Origin of the sequence: Motilibacter peucedani (assembly GCF_003634695.1) — a bacterium.
In the GTDB taxonomy this organism is placed as follows: domain Bacteria; phylum Actinomycetota; class Actinomycetes; order Motilibacterales; family Motilibacteraceae; genus Motilibacter; species Motilibacter peucedani.
This window is the reverse complement of record NZ_RBWV01000009.1, coordinates 389,252-404,551: the sequence shown is the minus strand read 5'-3', so window position 1 is coordinate 404,551 and position 15,300 is coordinate 389,252. Positions and strand designations below refer to the sequence as shown.

The window sequence follows — 15,300 nt, the reverse complement described above, 5'->3', positions numbered from 1 at the left end:
GTGCCATGCTGTCAGACGCTCGTGTCCAACGTTGCAGAGGAGCACCGTGACGACTCCCGCCCCCGTCTGGACCGGCACGTGCGCCGACCCCTTCGCGCTGCGCGTGCCCGACGGCTACGTCATGTACGGCACCGGCGGCCCGGGCGGCGACCGGGCCTTCCAGGTCCTGAGCTCGCCCGACCTCGTGACGTGGACCGACCGGGGCGGCGCCCTCGAGCGGCTGGCCGACGAGCCGCCGCAGGCGAGCTACTGGGCGCCGGAGGTCGCGCACGTGGACGGCACGTGGGTCATGTACTACTCGGTCGGCAGCGAGCAGTCCGCGCACCACCTGCGCGTGGCGACCTCACGCGACCCGCTCGGCCCCTTCGTCGACGCGGGCGTCGACCTCAGCCCCGACCTGCCCTTCGCCATCGACCCGTCGCCGTTCCAGGACCGTGACGGCACGTGGTGGCTGTTCTTCGCCACCGACGAGCTGAGCGGTGAGCGGCCGGGCACGGTCCTGGCCGTGCAGCGGCTCGAGTCGCCGACCTCGCTGGCGGGAAGTCCTCAGCTGCTCCTGCGCGCGACGGCCGACTGGCAGCGCTTCGAGGCCGACCGCGAGATCTACGGCGCTCGCTACGACTGGCACACGCTGGAGGGACCGCACGTCGTCCACCGCGCCGGCCGCTACTGGATGTTCTTCTCCGCCGGCAACTTCCAGGACGACACCTACGGCGTCGGGCTCGCTGTCGCCGACGCGGTCACCGGGCCGTGGTCGCTCGTGGGCTCCGGCGCCAGCGTCCTGCACACCGGCGTAGCAGGGCTGATCGGCCCGGGCCACAACAGCGTCCTCACCGACGCCGCGGGCGACGACCACCTGGTCTTCCACGCCTACGACACGACGCGTACGCGGCGCCAGCCCTACGTCGTGCCGCTGGGCTGGGACGCGAACGGTCCGCGTCCGGATTGGGACGCGGCCTGACCGGGGATGAGCGTTTGCCGCCCGCGAACCGGATGAGAACGTTCACACCACGCTGAGCGGGGTGCTGGGGCAGGCGTGCGTGTCCCGATCGTTACTGATCGGTTGTTGACACCTGTGATCGCGGCCTGGCAGTGTCCCTGCCACACGAGCACGCGCTCCCGGCGAGCACCGCCGACGCGTCCGCTCGACCTCAGCAGCAGACTCTCAAGGAGTAGACGGTCAATGAGCGCCCTTCTGCCCACTTCGGTGGCCATCCGTCGCGCCGGCATCGGTGTCGCGTCGCTCGCCCTGGCCCTCTCGGCCACCGCGTGCGCGAAGTCGGACTCCAGCAGCTCGGACAGCCCGGCGGCCGCGTCGTCCGACGGCGCCGCAGCGGCTGCCCCCGCCGCAAGCTCGGCGCCCGCCGCCTCTGACGCAGCGTCCTCTGCGCCCGCCGCCTCCGGCGACGCCGCCTCCGACGCCGGCTGCACGCTGCAGTCCACCGGTGCCACGAAGATCGACCTCAAGGACGCGGTCGTCGGCTTCTCCCAGTCCGAGCCCGAGACGGCCGCCTTCCGCATCGCGGAGACCAAGTCCATCCAGGACGAGGCCAAGAAGCTCGGCGTCAAGAAGCTCCTGCACACCGACGCGAACTCCCAGCTGTCGAAGCAGATCTCCGACATCCAGCAGATGATCACGCAGGGCGCGCAGGCCCTCATCGTCGCGCCGCTCAACAGCGACGGCCTCGAGCCGGCCCTGAAGGCCGCTGCTGCCAAGCACATCCCGGTCGTCACGATCGACCGCAAGGTCAACGCGACGCCCTGCACCGACTACCTCACCTTCATCGGGTCGAACTTCGTCGACCAGGGCAAGCGCGCGGCCGACGCCCTCATCAAGGCGACCGGTGGCAAGGCCAACGTCGCGGTGCTGCTCGGCTCGTCGGGCAACAACGTCACCACCGACCGCACCTCGGGCTTCGTCGACCAGGTCAAGAGCGCCCCCGGCATCAAGATCGTCGCCCAGCAGACCGGCGAGTTCGCCCGCGACAAGGGCCAGGCCGTCATGGAGACCCTGCTCCAGGCGCACCCGGACATCAACGCGGTCTACGCCGAGAACGACGAGATGGGCCTCGGGGCCATCGTCGCCATCAAGGCCGCCGGCAAGACGCCGGGCAAGGACGTCAAGGTCGTCTCGATCGACGGCACCAAGAACGCGGTCCAGGCCATCGTCGACGGCAAGTACAACGCGGTCATCGAGTCGAACCCCCGCTTCGGTCCGCTGGCGTTCTCCACGCTGACCGACTTCTTCGCCGGCAAGGCGATCCCGGCCAACGTCATCATCTCCGACGGCCAGTACGACGCCGACAACGCGAAGGCCGGCGTCTCCAAGGCCTTCTGAGCCTGGCGCACCAGCCACAGCGCGAGCTCGCCGCCCCGCCCGGTCGTGTCCCCTTCCGGGCGGGGCGGCGCCCCAGCGTCGGCGCCGGGGCGCACCACTGCGTACCATCCGGCGTCCGAGGCTCCGCACACCTGCACCTGCAAGGAGAACCGTGGACCAGCCCGCCGCCGGGCCCGTGCTCGAGGTCGTCGACGTCGTCAAGCAGTTCCCGGGCGTGCTCGCCCTCGACTCCGTGTCGTTCTCGCTGCGCCCGGGTGACGTCCATGCCGTCGTGGGCGAGAACGGCGCCGGCAAGTCGACGCTGATCAAGGTGCTCACCGGCGTCTACCAGCCCGACTCGGGCGAGCTGCGCTACAACGGCTCACCCGTGCGGTTCGCCCGCCCGGCCGCCGCGCAGGACGCCGGGATCAGCACGATCTACCAAGAGGTCAACCTCATCCCGCTGCAGAGCCTGGCGCGCAACATCTACCTGGGGCGCGAGCCGCGCAACCGGCTGGGGCTCATCGACTTCGCGCGCATGAACCGCGAGGCGGCCGAGCTGCTCGGCAGGTACGGCGTGCACGTCGACGTCACGCGACAGCTGCGCTCGCTGGGGCTCGGTCTGCAGCAGATGGTCGCCCTGGCCCGCGCGGTGTCCATCGACGCGCGCGTCGTCATCATGGACGAGCCGACCAGCTCGCTCGAGCCGCGCGAGGTCGAGATCCTGTTCGGCGTCATCTCGCAGCTCAACGCCCAGGGCGTGGCGATCATCTACGTCAGCCACAAGATGGACGAGCTCTACCGCATCTGCAAGCAGGTGACGGTCATGCGCGACGGCCGCGTCGTGCACACCGGGGAGCTCGCCGGGCTGACCCGGCTCGAGCTCGTCTCGATGATGCTGGGCCGCGAGGTCTCCACGGTGCGCGCCGCGGGCCGCACCGAGCTCAGCGGCGGCCACGCGCGCGACGGCCGGCCGGTGCTCTCGGTGCGCGACCTGACCAGCAAGCACGCCCTGCACGGCATCTCGTTCGACGTCGCCCCCGGCGAGGTCGTCGGTCTGGGTGGTCTGCTCGGGGCCGGCCGCAGCGAGACCGCCAAGGCGATCGTGGGCGCGCTGCCGCTCGACGGCGGCGAGGTGGTGGTCGACGGCAAGCACGTCAAGAAGCACAGCACCGCCGCGGCGCTCGGCGCCGGCATCGCGCTGCTCTCCGAGGACCGCAAGGTCGAGGGCATCATCCCCAACCTCTCCGTGCGCGAGAACATCGTGCTCGCCGCGCTGCCGCAGCTGTCCAAGGGCGGGCTCGTCTCCCGCGCCAAGCAGGACCGCATCGTCGAGACCTTCATCAAGCGGTTGCGCATCAAGGCGTCCTCGCCCGACCAGCTGGTCTCCCAGCTCAGCGGCGGCAACCAGCAGAAGGTGCTGCTCGCGCGCTGGCTGTGCACCAAGCCCAAGGTCCTGCTGCTCGACGAGCCCACGCGCGGCATCGACGTCGGCGCGAAGGCCGAGGTGCAGGCGCTCATCGCCGAGCTCGCCGAGGAGGGCCTGGCCGTCGTGCTCATCTCGAGCGAGACCGAGGAGCTCATCGAGGGCTCCGACCGCATCGTCGTGCTCAAGGAGGGCGGCGTCGTCGGCACCGTCTCCGGCGAGGACGTGACCGAGGGCCACCTGCTCGACCTGCTGGCCGCGAAGACCTCCGGAGGAGACACCCATGGCGAGTGAGGCCATCGCCCCCCGCACGCTGCCACGGCTGCGGCCGGGGTGGATGCAGGACAACGGCGTCTACGCCGCGCTCGTCGTCCTGCTCCTGATCGACCTGGCGTTCACCGACAACTTCGTGACCGTCGACAACCTGCGAACCCAGCTGATCCAGGTGGTGCCGGTCGTCATCGTGGCGCTCGGCATGGCGCTGGTCATCGGCACCGAGGGCATCGACCTCTCGGTCGGCTCGGTGATGGCGCTGGCCTCGGCCCTGCTCCCGACCTACCTCGGCTACGGCGTGGTGCCGGCCGTGCTGGTCTGCCTGGTCGGCGGGGTGCTGGTCGGGCTGCTCAACGGCTGGCTGGTGTCCTACATCGGGCTGCAGCCGATCGTCGCGACGCTCGCCTCGCTGATCGGCATCCGCGGGCTGGCCAACATCATCCTCGACAACCAGGCCGACATCCGCAACGGCACCCTGCTCGACCTGGGCGCCAACAGCGTCGCCGGCATCCCCTACCTCGTGCTGATCGCGGTCGTGATCACGGTGGTCGTCGCGTTCGTCGTGCGGCGCACGACGTTCGGCCGCCAGGTCGTCTCGATCGGCGGCAACCGCGTGGCGAGCGAGCTCGCCGGACTGCCGGTGCGGCGTACGCTGATCACCGTCTACGTCGTGTCCGCGGCCCTCGCGGCGCTGGCCGGCGTGCTCGCCACCGCGCGGCTCACGGCCAGCACGCCCAACACCCTCGGCAACCTGATCGAGCTCAGCGCCATCACCGCCGTCGTCGTCGGTGGCACCCCGCTCTCCGGCGGCCGCGTCAAGATCGTGGGCACCGTCGCCGGAGCGATCCTCATGCAGCTGATCCACTCGACGCTGATCGCGCACAACCTCAAGGACTCGGCCGCGCAGCTCGTGCAGGCGGCCATCATCGCGGTCGCGGTCTACGCACAGCTCGGACGGAAGGCGTGAGCACCGGTATGCAGAGTCCTGGAGTCGGGGTCGAGGAGACCGGCGCGGGCCCGGCCGGTGCGTCCGCCGACGCGCCCACCGGCCTGGTGCTGACGCGCTACGAGAAGTACGCGGAGGTCGCCCAGCGCCGCGGCTCGCTCGTCGTGCTGGTGCTGACCGGCATCGTGGCGTCGTTCGCCTTCGACTCGTTCGGCAGCGTCGACAACCTGCGCAACATCGCGCTGACGAGCTCGTTCACGGCGGTGGTCGCGCTCGGCATGACGTTCGTCATCCTCACCGGCGGCATCGACCTGTCGGTCGGCTCGGTGTTCGCGCTGGGTGGCGTGCTCGCCGCCTGGGGCTCCGAGCACAGCGTGCTGCTCGCCCTGGTGCTTCCGCTGGTGGTGTGCGGAGCGATCGGGCTGCTCAACGGCGTCCTGATCACATCGTTCGGCATGGCGCCGTTCATCGTGACGCTGACGACCCTGCTGGCGGCCCGCGGACTCGACCTCGCTCTCACCACAGAGGGCAGCGTCGTCCACGTCGTGCCGTCGGGCTCGCACTTCGCCACGATGGGCCAGGGCTCGGTGCTCGGCCTGCCGTGGCCGGTGTGGATCGCCATCGGGCTGTTCGCGCTCGGCACCCTGCTGCTGCAGCGCACGCGCTTCGGACAGACCGTGCTCGCCATGGGCAGCAACGAGGACGCCGCCCGGCTGATGGGCCTGCCCGTGGCGCGCACCAAGATGTGGGTCTACGTCATGTCGGGCCTGCTGGCCGGCTTCGGCGGGGCTATGCAGGCGGCCCAGTCGTCCTCGGGCGTGCCCAACATCGGCGTCGGCTTCGAGCTGACCGCGATCTCGGCCGTGGTCATCGGTGGCACGCTGCTCACCGGCGGCGCCGGCACCACGGGCGGCACGCTCGCCGGCGTCCTGCTCCTCGGCGTGATCGCCAACATCATCAACCAGCTCAACCTGAGCAACGCCAACTGGCAGCCGGTCGTCAACGGCGCGTTCCTGGTCGTCGTGGTGGTCATCCAGACCTACCTCACCCGCCGCCAGCGCCTCTAGCGCTCCGCCCGCTGTTTGGCACGATGTGACTTCTTGCCCATCTGATTGGCGAGGAGTCACATCGTGCCAAACGTCGCTCCGCAGGAGGGGCTAGCCGCCGAGGCGGCCGAGCATGCCGCCGATGCCGCCCGTGGCGCCGCCGCCCGAGCCGCCGCCGGCGCGGACGTTCTCCGAGGGCTGGACGATGACGAAGCCCTGGCCGGCGAAGCCGAGCTGGAACGCCTCGCCGGAGGTGCGGCCGATCAGCGCGCCGGGCTTGAACCCGCCCGAGCGCAGCGAGGTCTGCAGCGATGCCGACCAGGCGACCACAGCGTCGGTGTCGACGAAGGTGGGCGCGTCGACCTGGAGCACGACGGGCGTGCCCTTGGTGGTGATCGCCAGCTTGCCGGTGCCGGTGAAGACGGTGTTGAAGAGCCCGCCGCCGAGCATGCCCGCGCTGCCGATCATCTTGATGTCCCACTTCAGCTGCGGCTCGAAGGCGAGCACGTTGGCGCCGTTGACCGAGAGCCCGTCGGAGCCGTCGAGGTCGAAGACGTGCACGTCGGCGGCGTTGTCGGCGAAGAACACGTCACCGCTGCCGGTGCAGCTCATGACGTCGAGGCCCTCGCCCGTGACGGCCTTCTTGATCACCTTGCCGATGCCGCCGGCCGACTGGTAGTCGAAGCGCACGTCGCCCTGGAACGCGACCATCGAGCCCTGCCGCGCCATCACCGTCGCGGCCTGCAGCCGCACCTTGAGCATCTTGCTGTTCTGCAGCGCGAACGACTCGGGCGAGGTGCGTTCGAGGAATTCCTGGCTGAAGAGCTGGCTGCGCATGTGGGTCTCCGCATCGGGGTCGGGGGTCGCGTCGACCGACAACCTGCCGGCGACCACGGGCGATGTCCAGACCCTGAGCGGATACATCCCGAAAGGGCCGGACCGGCGGCGACCGTTAGGCTCGGAGGCGTGATCGACCTGCGGCTCCTCCGTGAAGACCCTGACGCCGTGCGCGCGAGCCAGCGGGCCCGCGGAGAGGACGAGTCGCTCGTCTACGCCCTGGTCGAAGCCGACTCCGCCCGCCGGGCGGCCCTGTCCCGCTTCGAGGCCCTCCGCGCCGAGCAGAAGGCGCTCGGCGCCCAGGTCGCGAAGGCGAAGGGCGACGAGAAGGCCGAGCTGCTGACGCGTACCAAGGCGCTCTCGCAGGACGTACGCGCCGCGGAGTCCGCCGCGGGCGAGGCCGCCGCGACTGCTGACGCCGCGCTGCTCGCGGTCTCCAACGTCGTCGACCCGGACGCCCCCGTCGGCGGCGAGGACGACTTCCGGCTCGTCGAGGAGGTCGGCACCCCGACCGCCTTCGACTTCGAGCCGCGCGACCACGTCGAGATCGGGCAGCGCCTCGGCGCCATCGACCTCGAGCGCGGCGCCAAGGTGTCGGGCTCGCGGTTCTACTTCTTCACCGGCGTGGGTGCCCTGCTCGCCAACGCGATCGTGCGCTTCGGCCAGGACTACTCGGTGCGTGCGGGATTCACGCCCGTGCTGCCCCCGGTGCTCGTGCGCCCCGAGGCCATGGAGGGCACCGGCTTCCTCGGCCAGGCGGCGGGCGACGTCTACCACCTCGAGGACGAGGGCCTCTACCTCGTGGGCACCTCCGAGGTGCCGCTGGCCGCGTTCCACATGGACGAGATCCTCGACGGCGGCGCGCTGCCGCTGCGCTACGCGGCCTACTCGGCGTGCTTCCGCAAGGAGGCCGGCGCCCACGGCCGCGACACCCGCGGGATCATCCGCGTGCACCAGTTCGACAAGGTCGAGATGTTCGTCTTCTGCCGCCCGGAGGACGCCAAGGACGAGCACGAGCGCCTGCTCGAGCACGAGAAGGCCGTGCTCACGCAGATCGGCCTGCCGTTCCGCGTGATCGACGTCGCCACCGGCGACCTCGGCTCGAGCGCCGCGCGCAAGTTCGACTGCGAGGCGTGGGTGCCGACGCAGGGCCGCTACCGCGAGGTCACCTCGACCTCCAACTGCACCGAGTTCCAGGCCCGCCGGCTGCGCACCCGCTTCCGCGACGAGAGCGGCACCCGCCCGGTCGCCACGCTCAACGGCACCCTGGTCGCGGTGCCGCGCATCGTCGTGGCTGTGCTCGAGAACTTCCAGCAGGCCGACGGCTCGGTCGTGGTGCCCGAGGTGCTGCGCCCCTACGTCGGCCGCGACGTGCTCGAGCCGGTCGCGGGGCGCTGAGTGCCGCTCGACCCCTCGTGGCGGCCGGCACTGGTCGCCCTCGACCTCGACGGCACCGTCGTGGCGCCGGACGAGTCGATCTCGCCGCGGGTGCGCGCGGCCGTGGCGGCGGTCCGGGCCGCAGGCGTACCCCTCGTGCTCTCGACCGGTCGCTCGGTGCTCGGCACCCGCCCGGTCGCCGCGGAGCTCGGCCTCGCCGACGGCTGGCTGGTGTGCAGCAACGGCACGGTCATCGCGACGCTCGACCCGCCGGTGGTCACCGACACCGTCACCTTCGACGCCCGTCCGGCGCTCGAGGTCCTGCGGCGCGAGGTGCCGGGTGCCCTGGTCGCGGTCGAGGAGCTCGGGGTCGGCTACCACGTGAGCGCGCCGTTCCCGCCGGGTGAGCTGACCGGCGAGCAGGTGGTCCTCGACATCGACGCGCTGGTCGAGGAGCCGGTGACGCGGGTCGTGCTGCGCAGTCCTGAGCACGAGTCCGAGCACTTCCTCGAGATCATCGCTCGCCTCGGGCTGCAGGACGTGTCGTACGCCGTCGGCTACGACGCGTGGCTCGACCTCACTCCCGTCGGGGTGAGCAAGGCCACGGCGCTCGCCACCGTGTGCGAGCGGCTCGGCGTCGCGCAGACGGGCGTGCTGGCTGTCGGCGACGGGCGCAACGACCTCGAGATGCTGCAGTGGGCCGGGGTCGGCGTGGCGATGGGCCACGCGCCCGCCGAGGTGCAGGACGCCGCGGATCTGGTGACCGAGGACTTCGAGGCCGACGGCTGCGCGGCCGCGCTGGAGCGGTGGTTCGCGTGATCGAGCTGCTCGCCTCCGACCTCGACGGCACGCTCGTACGCTCCGACGGCTCGATCTCGCAGCGCTCGGTCGAGGCCATCCGGGCTGCGGAGCAGGCGGGGGTCACGGTCGTCTTCGTGACCGGCCGCCCACCGCGCTGGCTCGGCGACGTGGCCCGGGCGACCGGCGGCTCCGGCCTGGCGATCTGCACCAACGGCGCCCTCGTCTACGACCTGCACACCGAGCAGGTCGTCGAGTCGTTCCCCATCTCGGTCGAGGTCGCGCGCCAGGCGGCCGAGGACCTGCGCGCCGCGTTCCCCGGCGTCCGCTTCGCCGTCGAGACGGCGACCAGCTTCGGCCGCGAGGCCGACTACGTCTCCGACGCCGACATGCCCGACGTGCGCGTCGCCGCCATCGCCGAGCTGGTCGACTCGCCGGTGGCGAAGCTGCTCGTGCGCTCGAGCGACCACGACTCCGACGAGCTGCTCGAAGCTGCCCGCGAGGTGCTCGGCGACACCGTGACCGCGACGCACTCCACGCGCGGCCCGCACGCGCTGCTCGAGATCTCGGCAGCCGGCGTCACCAAGGCCAGCACCCTGGCGCGCTTCTGCGAGGAGCGCGGCCTCGGGCCGGAGCAGGTCGTCGCCGTCGGTGACATGCCCAACGACCTGCCGATGCTGGCGTGGGCCGGCACCGCCTACGCCGTCGCCAACGCCCACCCCGACGTGCTGGCCGCCGTCGAGCTCGTCACGGCGAGCAACGACGACGACGGAGTGGCCGTCCTCCTCGAGGGCGTCGTCGCCGAGCGTCACGCCGCGGAGCGCACCGGCACCTAGGGCGCCGCGACGAAGCCGTCGAGCGCCAACGTACGACCGTGCGGCGTCTTCAACGCGACGACCTTCACGACGTGGCGCCCCCGCCGCAGACCGTGCGTCGACCAGAGGACCTTGCGCACGGCCGCGCGCGCCGCACGCGGGTCGACCACCGCGACGGCCCTGCCGTCGACGTAGACCCGGAACCGCAGCGCGGTCGGGCCGCGGTCTCCGACCAGACGCAGCTGGCTGCCCGTGCCACGGAAGACCACTGAGAAGCCGGGGCGGCTGGTGGTGTGCAGCGTCCCGAGGAACCGGCTCTTGACGTGCTGCAGGCGCCAGCCCGCGGAGTAGCGGCCGGCCGTGTCGTCGAACGGCACCGACGCGGCAGGCCCGACCACCCAGCCGCCCGCGTTGCCGAAGCGGTCGTGGACGCGCGCCCGCAGGACGTAGGTCGTGCCGGGGCGCGCCGGAGCGAACGAGCCGGTCTGCTGGTAGGTCGTCCAGGCAGACAGGGCGCCGCTGGGGCTACGCACCGCGTACTCGGCGTCGTAGCTGGTGATGAGCCGCTCGTCGGGTGGGAAGAAGGAGACGGGGAAGGCGAGGTCCGCCGTGGCCGTGGACGTCGTCGGAGGAAGCGTCACGACGGCCGGCCGGACGGCCTCGGCGTGCGCCACTGCGCGACCGACCTCCGTCCCAGAGGCGTCGATCGACACCAGGGTCAGCGTCACCGCCTCGTCGGGCTCGACCGGGACGGCCAGCGGGCTCGTGGCGGCGTCGGCCACCAGGGTCCCCGGTGCGGCGGGCACCAGGCTCGGCGAGGTGTAGACGCGCACGGTGGTCCCGGTCGCAGGCGTGAAGGACAGCGTCAGTGCGCTCGCGGCGAGCTCGATGCTGTTGACCGTCGGCGCTGCCGCCCAGGCCGACCTCGTCCCGACCCCCATGAGCGCCACCTCGTCGAGGTCGGGGGTCTCCGTCACGTCGACCGCGACCGAGCCGTCGAGCGGCGAGCGGAACACGTCCGCAGGGCCGAAGCTCTGCCCCGGAGGGTTGACGCCCCGCAGGCCGTAGAGCGACGTGCCGTCAGCGGACCACGTGGTGCCGGCAGGCAGCTCGGTGGAGGAGAGCACGGTCTGCTGCGAGCCGTCGAGGGCCTGCACGACGACGTCGTTGACCGCCGTCTTGTGCGTCGCGTCGGTCCAGCGGAACCGCGAGAACGCGAGTCGCGAGCCGTCGGGCGAGAGTCGCGCCGCGGTGGACCCCTCGGACTCGGTGCCGGGCACCGGCACGGGCACCTCACCGAGGCGGGCGTGCACGACCTGCCTGCCGGTGCTGGCGACGTAGGCGCCGCTGTCGTGCGGGTCGAACGCCGCGCCCGACAGGCCCTCCGAGTGCGCGACCTCGACCGGCGGCTCGCCGTCGACGTGGGCGAGCCACAGCTTGTCGCCCTCGCTGACGAGCAGGGTGGTCCCGTCGGCCGACCACGAGACCTCGCCGCCGAAGGAGTCCGCCCCGAAGCGTGCGACGGCGCGCCTCGACCGGCCGTCCAGACCGCTGACGAACAGTGTCCGCGCGGTGGTGTCGTCGGTCGCGTCCCAGGCGGCGACCCGGTCGCCCGTCGGCCCGACCGCGGCGACGGTGCCGCGCACCGCACCGACCAGCTCCCGGCGGGCGCCGTCGGGCGAGACCGCCCACACCTCCTGCACGTTGGTGTCGTAGTAGCCCGGCCACGAGCGCGCGACCACGTAGACCGCCTCCGGAGCGGGGGTCGCGGTCGGCGTCCCGCCCGTGTCGGCCGAGGCAGGCGGGGCTGTCAGCCCCAGCAGGGCTGCCGACAGGACCGGAACGATCGTGCGGCGCACGTCAGACCACCTCCACCTGGATCGTCACGGCGGCCGCGACGGAGACGTTGCCCCCGGCGCGGACCCGGTAGACGAGCCGGCCTCGCCGGTGCGGGGTGACGGTCGCGGTGTAGCGCCCGGCCCGCGTGTCGATGCGGTCGGCCGCGAACTTCCACGAGCGGCCGACCCGCTCGTCCACCTGCACGCCGTCGTTCACCGGCGCGTAGGTGCCGGTCAGGCGGAAGGCCTTCCCCAAGCGGGTGGTCACGCGGGTGCGGCTGGTGGTGACCCGGGCCCGCACCACGACGCCCGTCGCCTGCGCGTAGCTCGCGGCGTTGACGGCGCCGGGCGACTCGCCGAAGCGCACGCACCACCCGTAGTCGGCGTCGCGCACGGACGCGGACCACCGTCCGTGCGCGTCGGTCCGGACCCACCGGACGAACGTGCCGCCGCCCATGTCGCTGCTGCCGCAGTCGCCGCGCTTGAGCGCGAGCCGGAGGCGCGGCACGGGCCGGTGGGTCGCGCTCGAGGACGCTGCGCCGCTGACGACGTAGGAGGTGCCGACCGGGACCGTACGCGTGGGCAGCCGGATGCTCAGCACCGGCCAGTCGCGACCCTGGAGGACGAACTGAGGCTCTGCGGGGACCATGCGGTCGAGGTCGACCCAGTCGCTCCACATGAGGCCCCACGTGCGCAGGTCGCCGGCGATGATGCGGTTCGCGGTCCACCGGCCCGCGTTGCCCGCGCCGAGGAAGGTCGTGCCCTGCCAGACGCCGTCGTTGGCGGTGCCCGAGGAGAGCCGCAGGCTGACGACGCGCAACGGGGAGAACTGCGGCGCGGCGGTCGTCTCACCGAGGGCGACGCACGGGCAGGTCGCTCCCATGTCAGCGCCGACGGTCGCGGTGCCGGTCTTCACGCCCCCGGGGTCGGGATCGACCAGGTGAGCGGTCACGGTCACCGTGGCGAGCTGTGCGCCGACCAGGGACGTGCGCGACGGTGTGACGGTGAGGGCCACGAGCTGTGTCTCGGTGCCCGTCGCCGGCCCGAGCGCGTCGGCCGGGCCGGGGACGAGCAGGCCCGCGACGAGGGCGAGCACGACGGCGATGAGGGCGACGACGCTGCGAGGTGCGGAACGCATGGCGTCCTCCTTCTGTTGTCCCAGAGGAGACAGCGGCCGCTCTCGCGGGTTCATCCCCGATGGCGGCCGCGTCTCTCGGACGGTATGAAGGCGTCTGGGCCCGTCTAGGGCGAGCGCTAGAGCGGTCGATGCAGGACGAGACGAAGGAGCAACGCATGAAGGCGACGTGGAACGGTGCGGTCGTGGCAGAGTCGGACGACACGGTCGTGGTCGAGGGCAACCACTACTTCCCGCGCGAGTCCGTGCGACCCGAGGTGCTCAAGGACAGCGACACGCACTCGGTGTGCCCGTGGAAGGGCACGGCGAGCTACTACAGCCTCGTCGTCGACGGTGCCGAGAACCGGGACGCCGCGTGGTACTACCCGGAGCCGAAGGACGCCGCCGCGCTGATCCGCGACCGGGTGGCCTTCTGGAAGGGCGTCGAGGTCACGGCCTGAGCGTGCGCGACGGCTTCGCCGCGTACATCCTGCGGTCGGCCTCGACCAGGGCCTCCTGGGCCGACCGCGGGGTGTCGAGCACGAGCTGCCCGATGCTCGCGCCGACCTCGACCCGCGCTCCGTCGATCTCGTAGGCCGGGGCGAGCGCGGTGTCGAGCCGCTCTCGCACGCTGTCGGCCAGCTCGAGCAGCTCGAGCTCGGCGACCACGACGAACTCGTCGCCCGAGAGCCGCGCGACGGTGTCCATCGTCCGGACCGCCCCGCGCAGCCGCTCGCCGACCTGGACGAGCACCGCGTCGCCCGCCGCGTGGCCGAGCTGGTCGTTGACCCCCTTGAAGCCGTCGAGGTCGACGAAGAGCAGCAGGACGGCGGCGACCCCGCGCCCGACGCGGGCCAGCGCCTGCTCCAGGCGGTCCTGCAGCAGCAGCCGGTTGGGCAGCCCGGTCAGCCCGTCGTGAGTCGCGAGGTGGGCGAAGTGCGCCTCTCGGCGCGCCCGCTCGGTGACGTCGCACGCCATGACGTAGATGCCCCGCCGCCCGCCGACCTCGACGGTCGAGGACACCTCTTCGACGCGCACGACCTGGCCGTCGGGCCGCACCACCGCGATCTCGGCCGACCCGGCGAGCGGGCGGCCGGCGAGCAGCTCGCGGGCCCGGTGCCGGGCGACCTCGAGGTGGTCGGGGTGCACGAGGGTCTCGGCGGCCAGGCCCTCGGCCTCGCCCGGGCCCACCCCCAGCGTCTGCTCGGCGGTGGAGTTCGCGTAGGCGATCTGCCCGTCGACGACCAGCAGGATCGCCATGGGCGCGGTCTCCACGAGGGTGCGGAAGACGCGGTCGAAGCCAGAGTCCACCTGCAGACCGTACGTCACGACGTGACGACGGCCACACCCCCGAAGGCACCGTAGGCGCGCAGGCGCACGACCGGCACGTCGGGCCCGGCCGCTGGCCCGACGGGCGACGAGGGCCGCGGCCCGACCAGCGAGAAGCCCTCGACCTCCACCCGCACGTGCGCGGGCACGCGCACCCGCAGCCCGCCGACCAGCGAGATCTTCGTGATCTCGGTGACCGGCGGCAGGGTCGCCTGCGTCAGGTCGAGGTCCGCGCCTCCCACCGCCGCGAACACCTGGAGCCGCGGCGGCACCTCCCACGTCCCGCTGCGGCGCAGGCCGCCGAGCAGCGCCAGGTGGCGCGAGGTGGAGCCGGTGGTCGACATCGAGAAGAAGCCCATGGCCGAGACGGTAGCGGCGGAGCCGGCCGCTGCGCCCGTGCCGAAGCGCGGGTCAGCGCCATGACATCTGTCATGCAGGTCAGCCGGTCGGCCCGAACCGCTCCGTGCGCACGAGCCGCGGGTCGTGACCGAGCTCGACCAGGGTGCTGGCGACCGCTTCGACGAAGCCGTTGGGACCACAAACGTACGCGCGTGATGCCAGCGCCGGCGGTGGGACGTCGATCTCGGCGTGCCGAGCCGGTCCGAGCCGCCCGACCTGCGCGCCGTCGGGCGCCTCGCGGGTGTAGGTGAGCAGCACCTCGACGCCGGGGGCGCCGGCGTGGCGCGCGAGCTCGTCGGCGTAGATCACGTCGGCCGGCGTGCGCGCGGAGTAGACGAGGCGCACGGGTGCGGCCGCGCCCGGCGCGGACGGTGGCAGCGCCAGCCGCGTACGCAGCACCGCCATCAGCGGCACCACGCCCGACCCGCCGCCGACCAGGAGCAGCGGCGCCGGGTCGTCGCCGCGCCACACGAACCAGCCGCCCCGCGGGCGTGACACCTCCACCGAGGCGCCGACCGGCAGCTCGTCGGCGAGGTAGGGCGACACCTCGCCGTCGTCGACCCGCTGCACGGTGATCTGCACGCGCTCGCCGTCGGGCGCCGAGGCGATCGAGTAGCTGCGTGCGGCGGTGTAGCCGTCGGGTGCGGTCAGCCGCACGTCGAGGTGCTGCCCCGCCAGGTGCCCCGGCCACTCTGGGACGTCCAGGTGCAGCGTGAAGGCCGTGCTGGTCTCCTGCACCCTCTCGACCAGCGTCGCGGGGTGCCAGTTCCAGGCCACCGTCAGCG

Annotated in this window: 15 protein-coding genes; 9 read left to right on the top strand and 6 right to left on the bottom strand. The window is 72.4% G+C overall.

The window, feature by feature from the left end; all coding sequences use genetic code 11:
- Nucleotides 1-46 precede the first annotated feature (46 nt).
- The 5 genes from CLV35_RS03445 (at nucleotide 47) to CLV35_RS03425 (ending at nucleotide 6,029) form a co-directional block, all read left to right on the top strand.
- Nucleotides 47-961: a glycoside hydrolase family 43 protein gene (locus tag CLV35_RS03445; protein ID WP_231121443.1), complete on the top strand. Its 915-nt coding sequence runs from the start codon at nucleotides 47-49 to the stop codon at nucleotides 959-961.
- Between the two features lie 222 nt (nucleotides 962-1,183).
- Nucleotides 1,184-2,338: an ABC transporter substrate-binding protein gene (locus tag CLV35_RS03440; protein WP_121191990.1), complete on the top strand. Its 1,155-nt coding sequence runs from the start codon at nucleotides 1,184-1,186 to the stop codon at nucleotides 2,336-2,338.
- A 151-nt stretch (nucleotides 2,339-2,489) separates the two neighbouring features.
- Nucleotides 2,490-4,037: a sugar ABC transporter ATP-binding protein gene (locus tag CLV35_RS03435; protein WP_231121442.1), complete on the top strand. Its 1,548-nt coding sequence runs from the start codon at nucleotides 2,490-2,492 to the stop codon at nucleotides 4,035-4,037.
- The gene (locus tag CLV35_RS03430; protein ID WP_121191989.1) at nucleotides 4,027-4,983 is read left to right on the top strand and encodes an ABC transporter permease; all 957 of its coding nucleotides are present in this window, start codon (nucleotides 4,027-4,029) and stop codon (nucleotides 4,981-4,983) included. Before CLV35_RS03435 ends, CLV35_RS03430 begins: the two co-directional genes overlap by 11 nt.
- Nucleotides 4,984-4,991: 8 nt before the next feature.
- A complete protein-coding gene (locus tag CLV35_RS03425; protein ID WP_121191988.1) occupies nucleotides 4,992-6,029 on the top strand; it encodes an ABC transporter permease in 1,038 nt (345 codons plus the stop codon).
- Nucleotides 6,030-6,119: 90 nt separating this feature from the next.
- Here the strand turns inward: CLV35_RS03425 and CLV35_RS03420 are convergent, their stop codons facing one another.
- Entirely contained in the window at nucleotides 6,120-6,845 is a 726-nt protein-coding gene (locus CLV35_RS03420) for an AIM24 family protein (protein WP_121192346.1), read from the bottom strand.
- Nucleotides 6,846-6,974: 129 nt separating this feature from the next.
- On the opposite strand from CLV35_RS03420, the gene serS reads away from it, so the two are divergent.
- From serS to CLV35_RS03405, 3 genes are read left to right on the top strand one after another with little or no spacing between them, the layout of a single operon-like run.
- Nucleotides 6,975-8,243 carry a serine--tRNA ligase gene (gene serS / locus CLV35_RS03415; protein WP_121191987.1) on the top strand — a complete coding sequence of 423 codons (1,269 nt, stop codon included), beginning with the start codon at nucleotides 6,975-6,977 and terminating at the stop codon, nucleotides 8,241-8,243.
- Complete coding sequence (locus tag CLV35_RS03410; protein ID WP_121191986.1) at nucleotides 8,244-9,041, top strand: HAD family hydrolase; 798 nt, start codon at nucleotides 8,244-8,246, stop codon at nucleotides 9,039-9,041. It abuts the gene before it with no gap.
- The gene (locus CLV35_RS03405) at nucleotides 9,038-9,856 is read left to right on the top strand and encodes a Cof-type HAD-IIB family hydrolase (RefSeq protein ID WP_231121440.1); all 819 of its coding nucleotides are present in this window, start codon (nucleotides 9,038-9,040) and stop codon (nucleotides 9,854-9,856) included. The genes CLV35_RS03410 and CLV35_RS03405 overlap by 4 nt, the downstream gene beginning before the upstream one ends.
- Here CLV35_RS03405 and CLV35_RS03400 read toward each other — a convergent pair.
- Nucleotides 9,853-11,694: a PD40 domain-containing protein gene (locus CLV35_RS03400; protein ID WP_121191985.1), complete on the bottom strand. Its 1,842-nt coding sequence runs from the start codon at nucleotides 11,692-11,694 to the stop codon at nucleotides 9,853-9,855. The two genes, CLV35_RS03405 and CLV35_RS03400, sit on opposite strands and share 4 nt — an antisense overlap.
- 1 nt (nucleotide 11,695) lies before the next feature.
- On the bottom strand, nucleotides 11,696-12,811 hold the full coding sequence (locus tag CLV35_RS03395; protein WP_121191984.1) for a hypothetical protein: 1,116 nt from the start codon (nucleotides 12,809-12,811) through the stop codon (nucleotides 11,696-11,698).
- A gap of 155 nt (nucleotides 12,812-12,966) precedes the next feature.
- Here CLV35_RS03395 and CLV35_RS03390 point away from each other — a divergent pair, with 155 nt between their 5' ends.
- A complete protein-coding gene (locus tag CLV35_RS03390) occupies nucleotides 12,967-13,248 on the top strand; it encodes a DUF427 domain-containing protein (RefSeq protein WP_121191983.1) in 282 nt (93 codons plus the stop codon).
- Here CLV35_RS03390 and CLV35_RS03385 read toward each other — a convergent pair.
- The 3 genes from CLV35_RS03385 to CLV35_RS03375 all read right to left on the bottom strand — a co-directional run bounded on the left by CLV35_RS03385 (nucleotide 13,238) and on the right by CLV35_RS03375 (nucleotide 15,292).
- Nucleotides 13,238-14,098, bottom strand: coding sequence for a diguanylate cyclase domain-containing protein (locus CLV35_RS03385; RefSeq protein WP_147431859.1), 861 nt, complete (start codon nucleotides 14,096-14,098; stop codon nucleotides 13,238-13,240). The two genes, CLV35_RS03390 and CLV35_RS03385, sit on opposite strands and share 11 nt — an antisense overlap.
- Before the next feature lie 14 nt (nucleotides 14,099-14,112).
- Complete coding sequence (locus tag CLV35_RS03380) at nucleotides 14,113-14,475, bottom strand: hypothetical protein (RefSeq protein WP_121191981.1); 363 nt, start codon at nucleotides 14,473-14,475, stop codon at nucleotides 14,113-14,115.
- A gap of 79 nt (nucleotides 14,476-14,554) precedes the next feature.
- Complete coding sequence (locus tag CLV35_RS03375) at nucleotides 14,555-15,292, bottom strand: ferredoxin reductase (protein WP_231121437.1); 738 nt, start codon at nucleotides 15,290-15,292, stop codon at nucleotides 14,555-14,557.
- Nucleotides 15,293-15,300 lie beyond the last annotated feature (8 nt).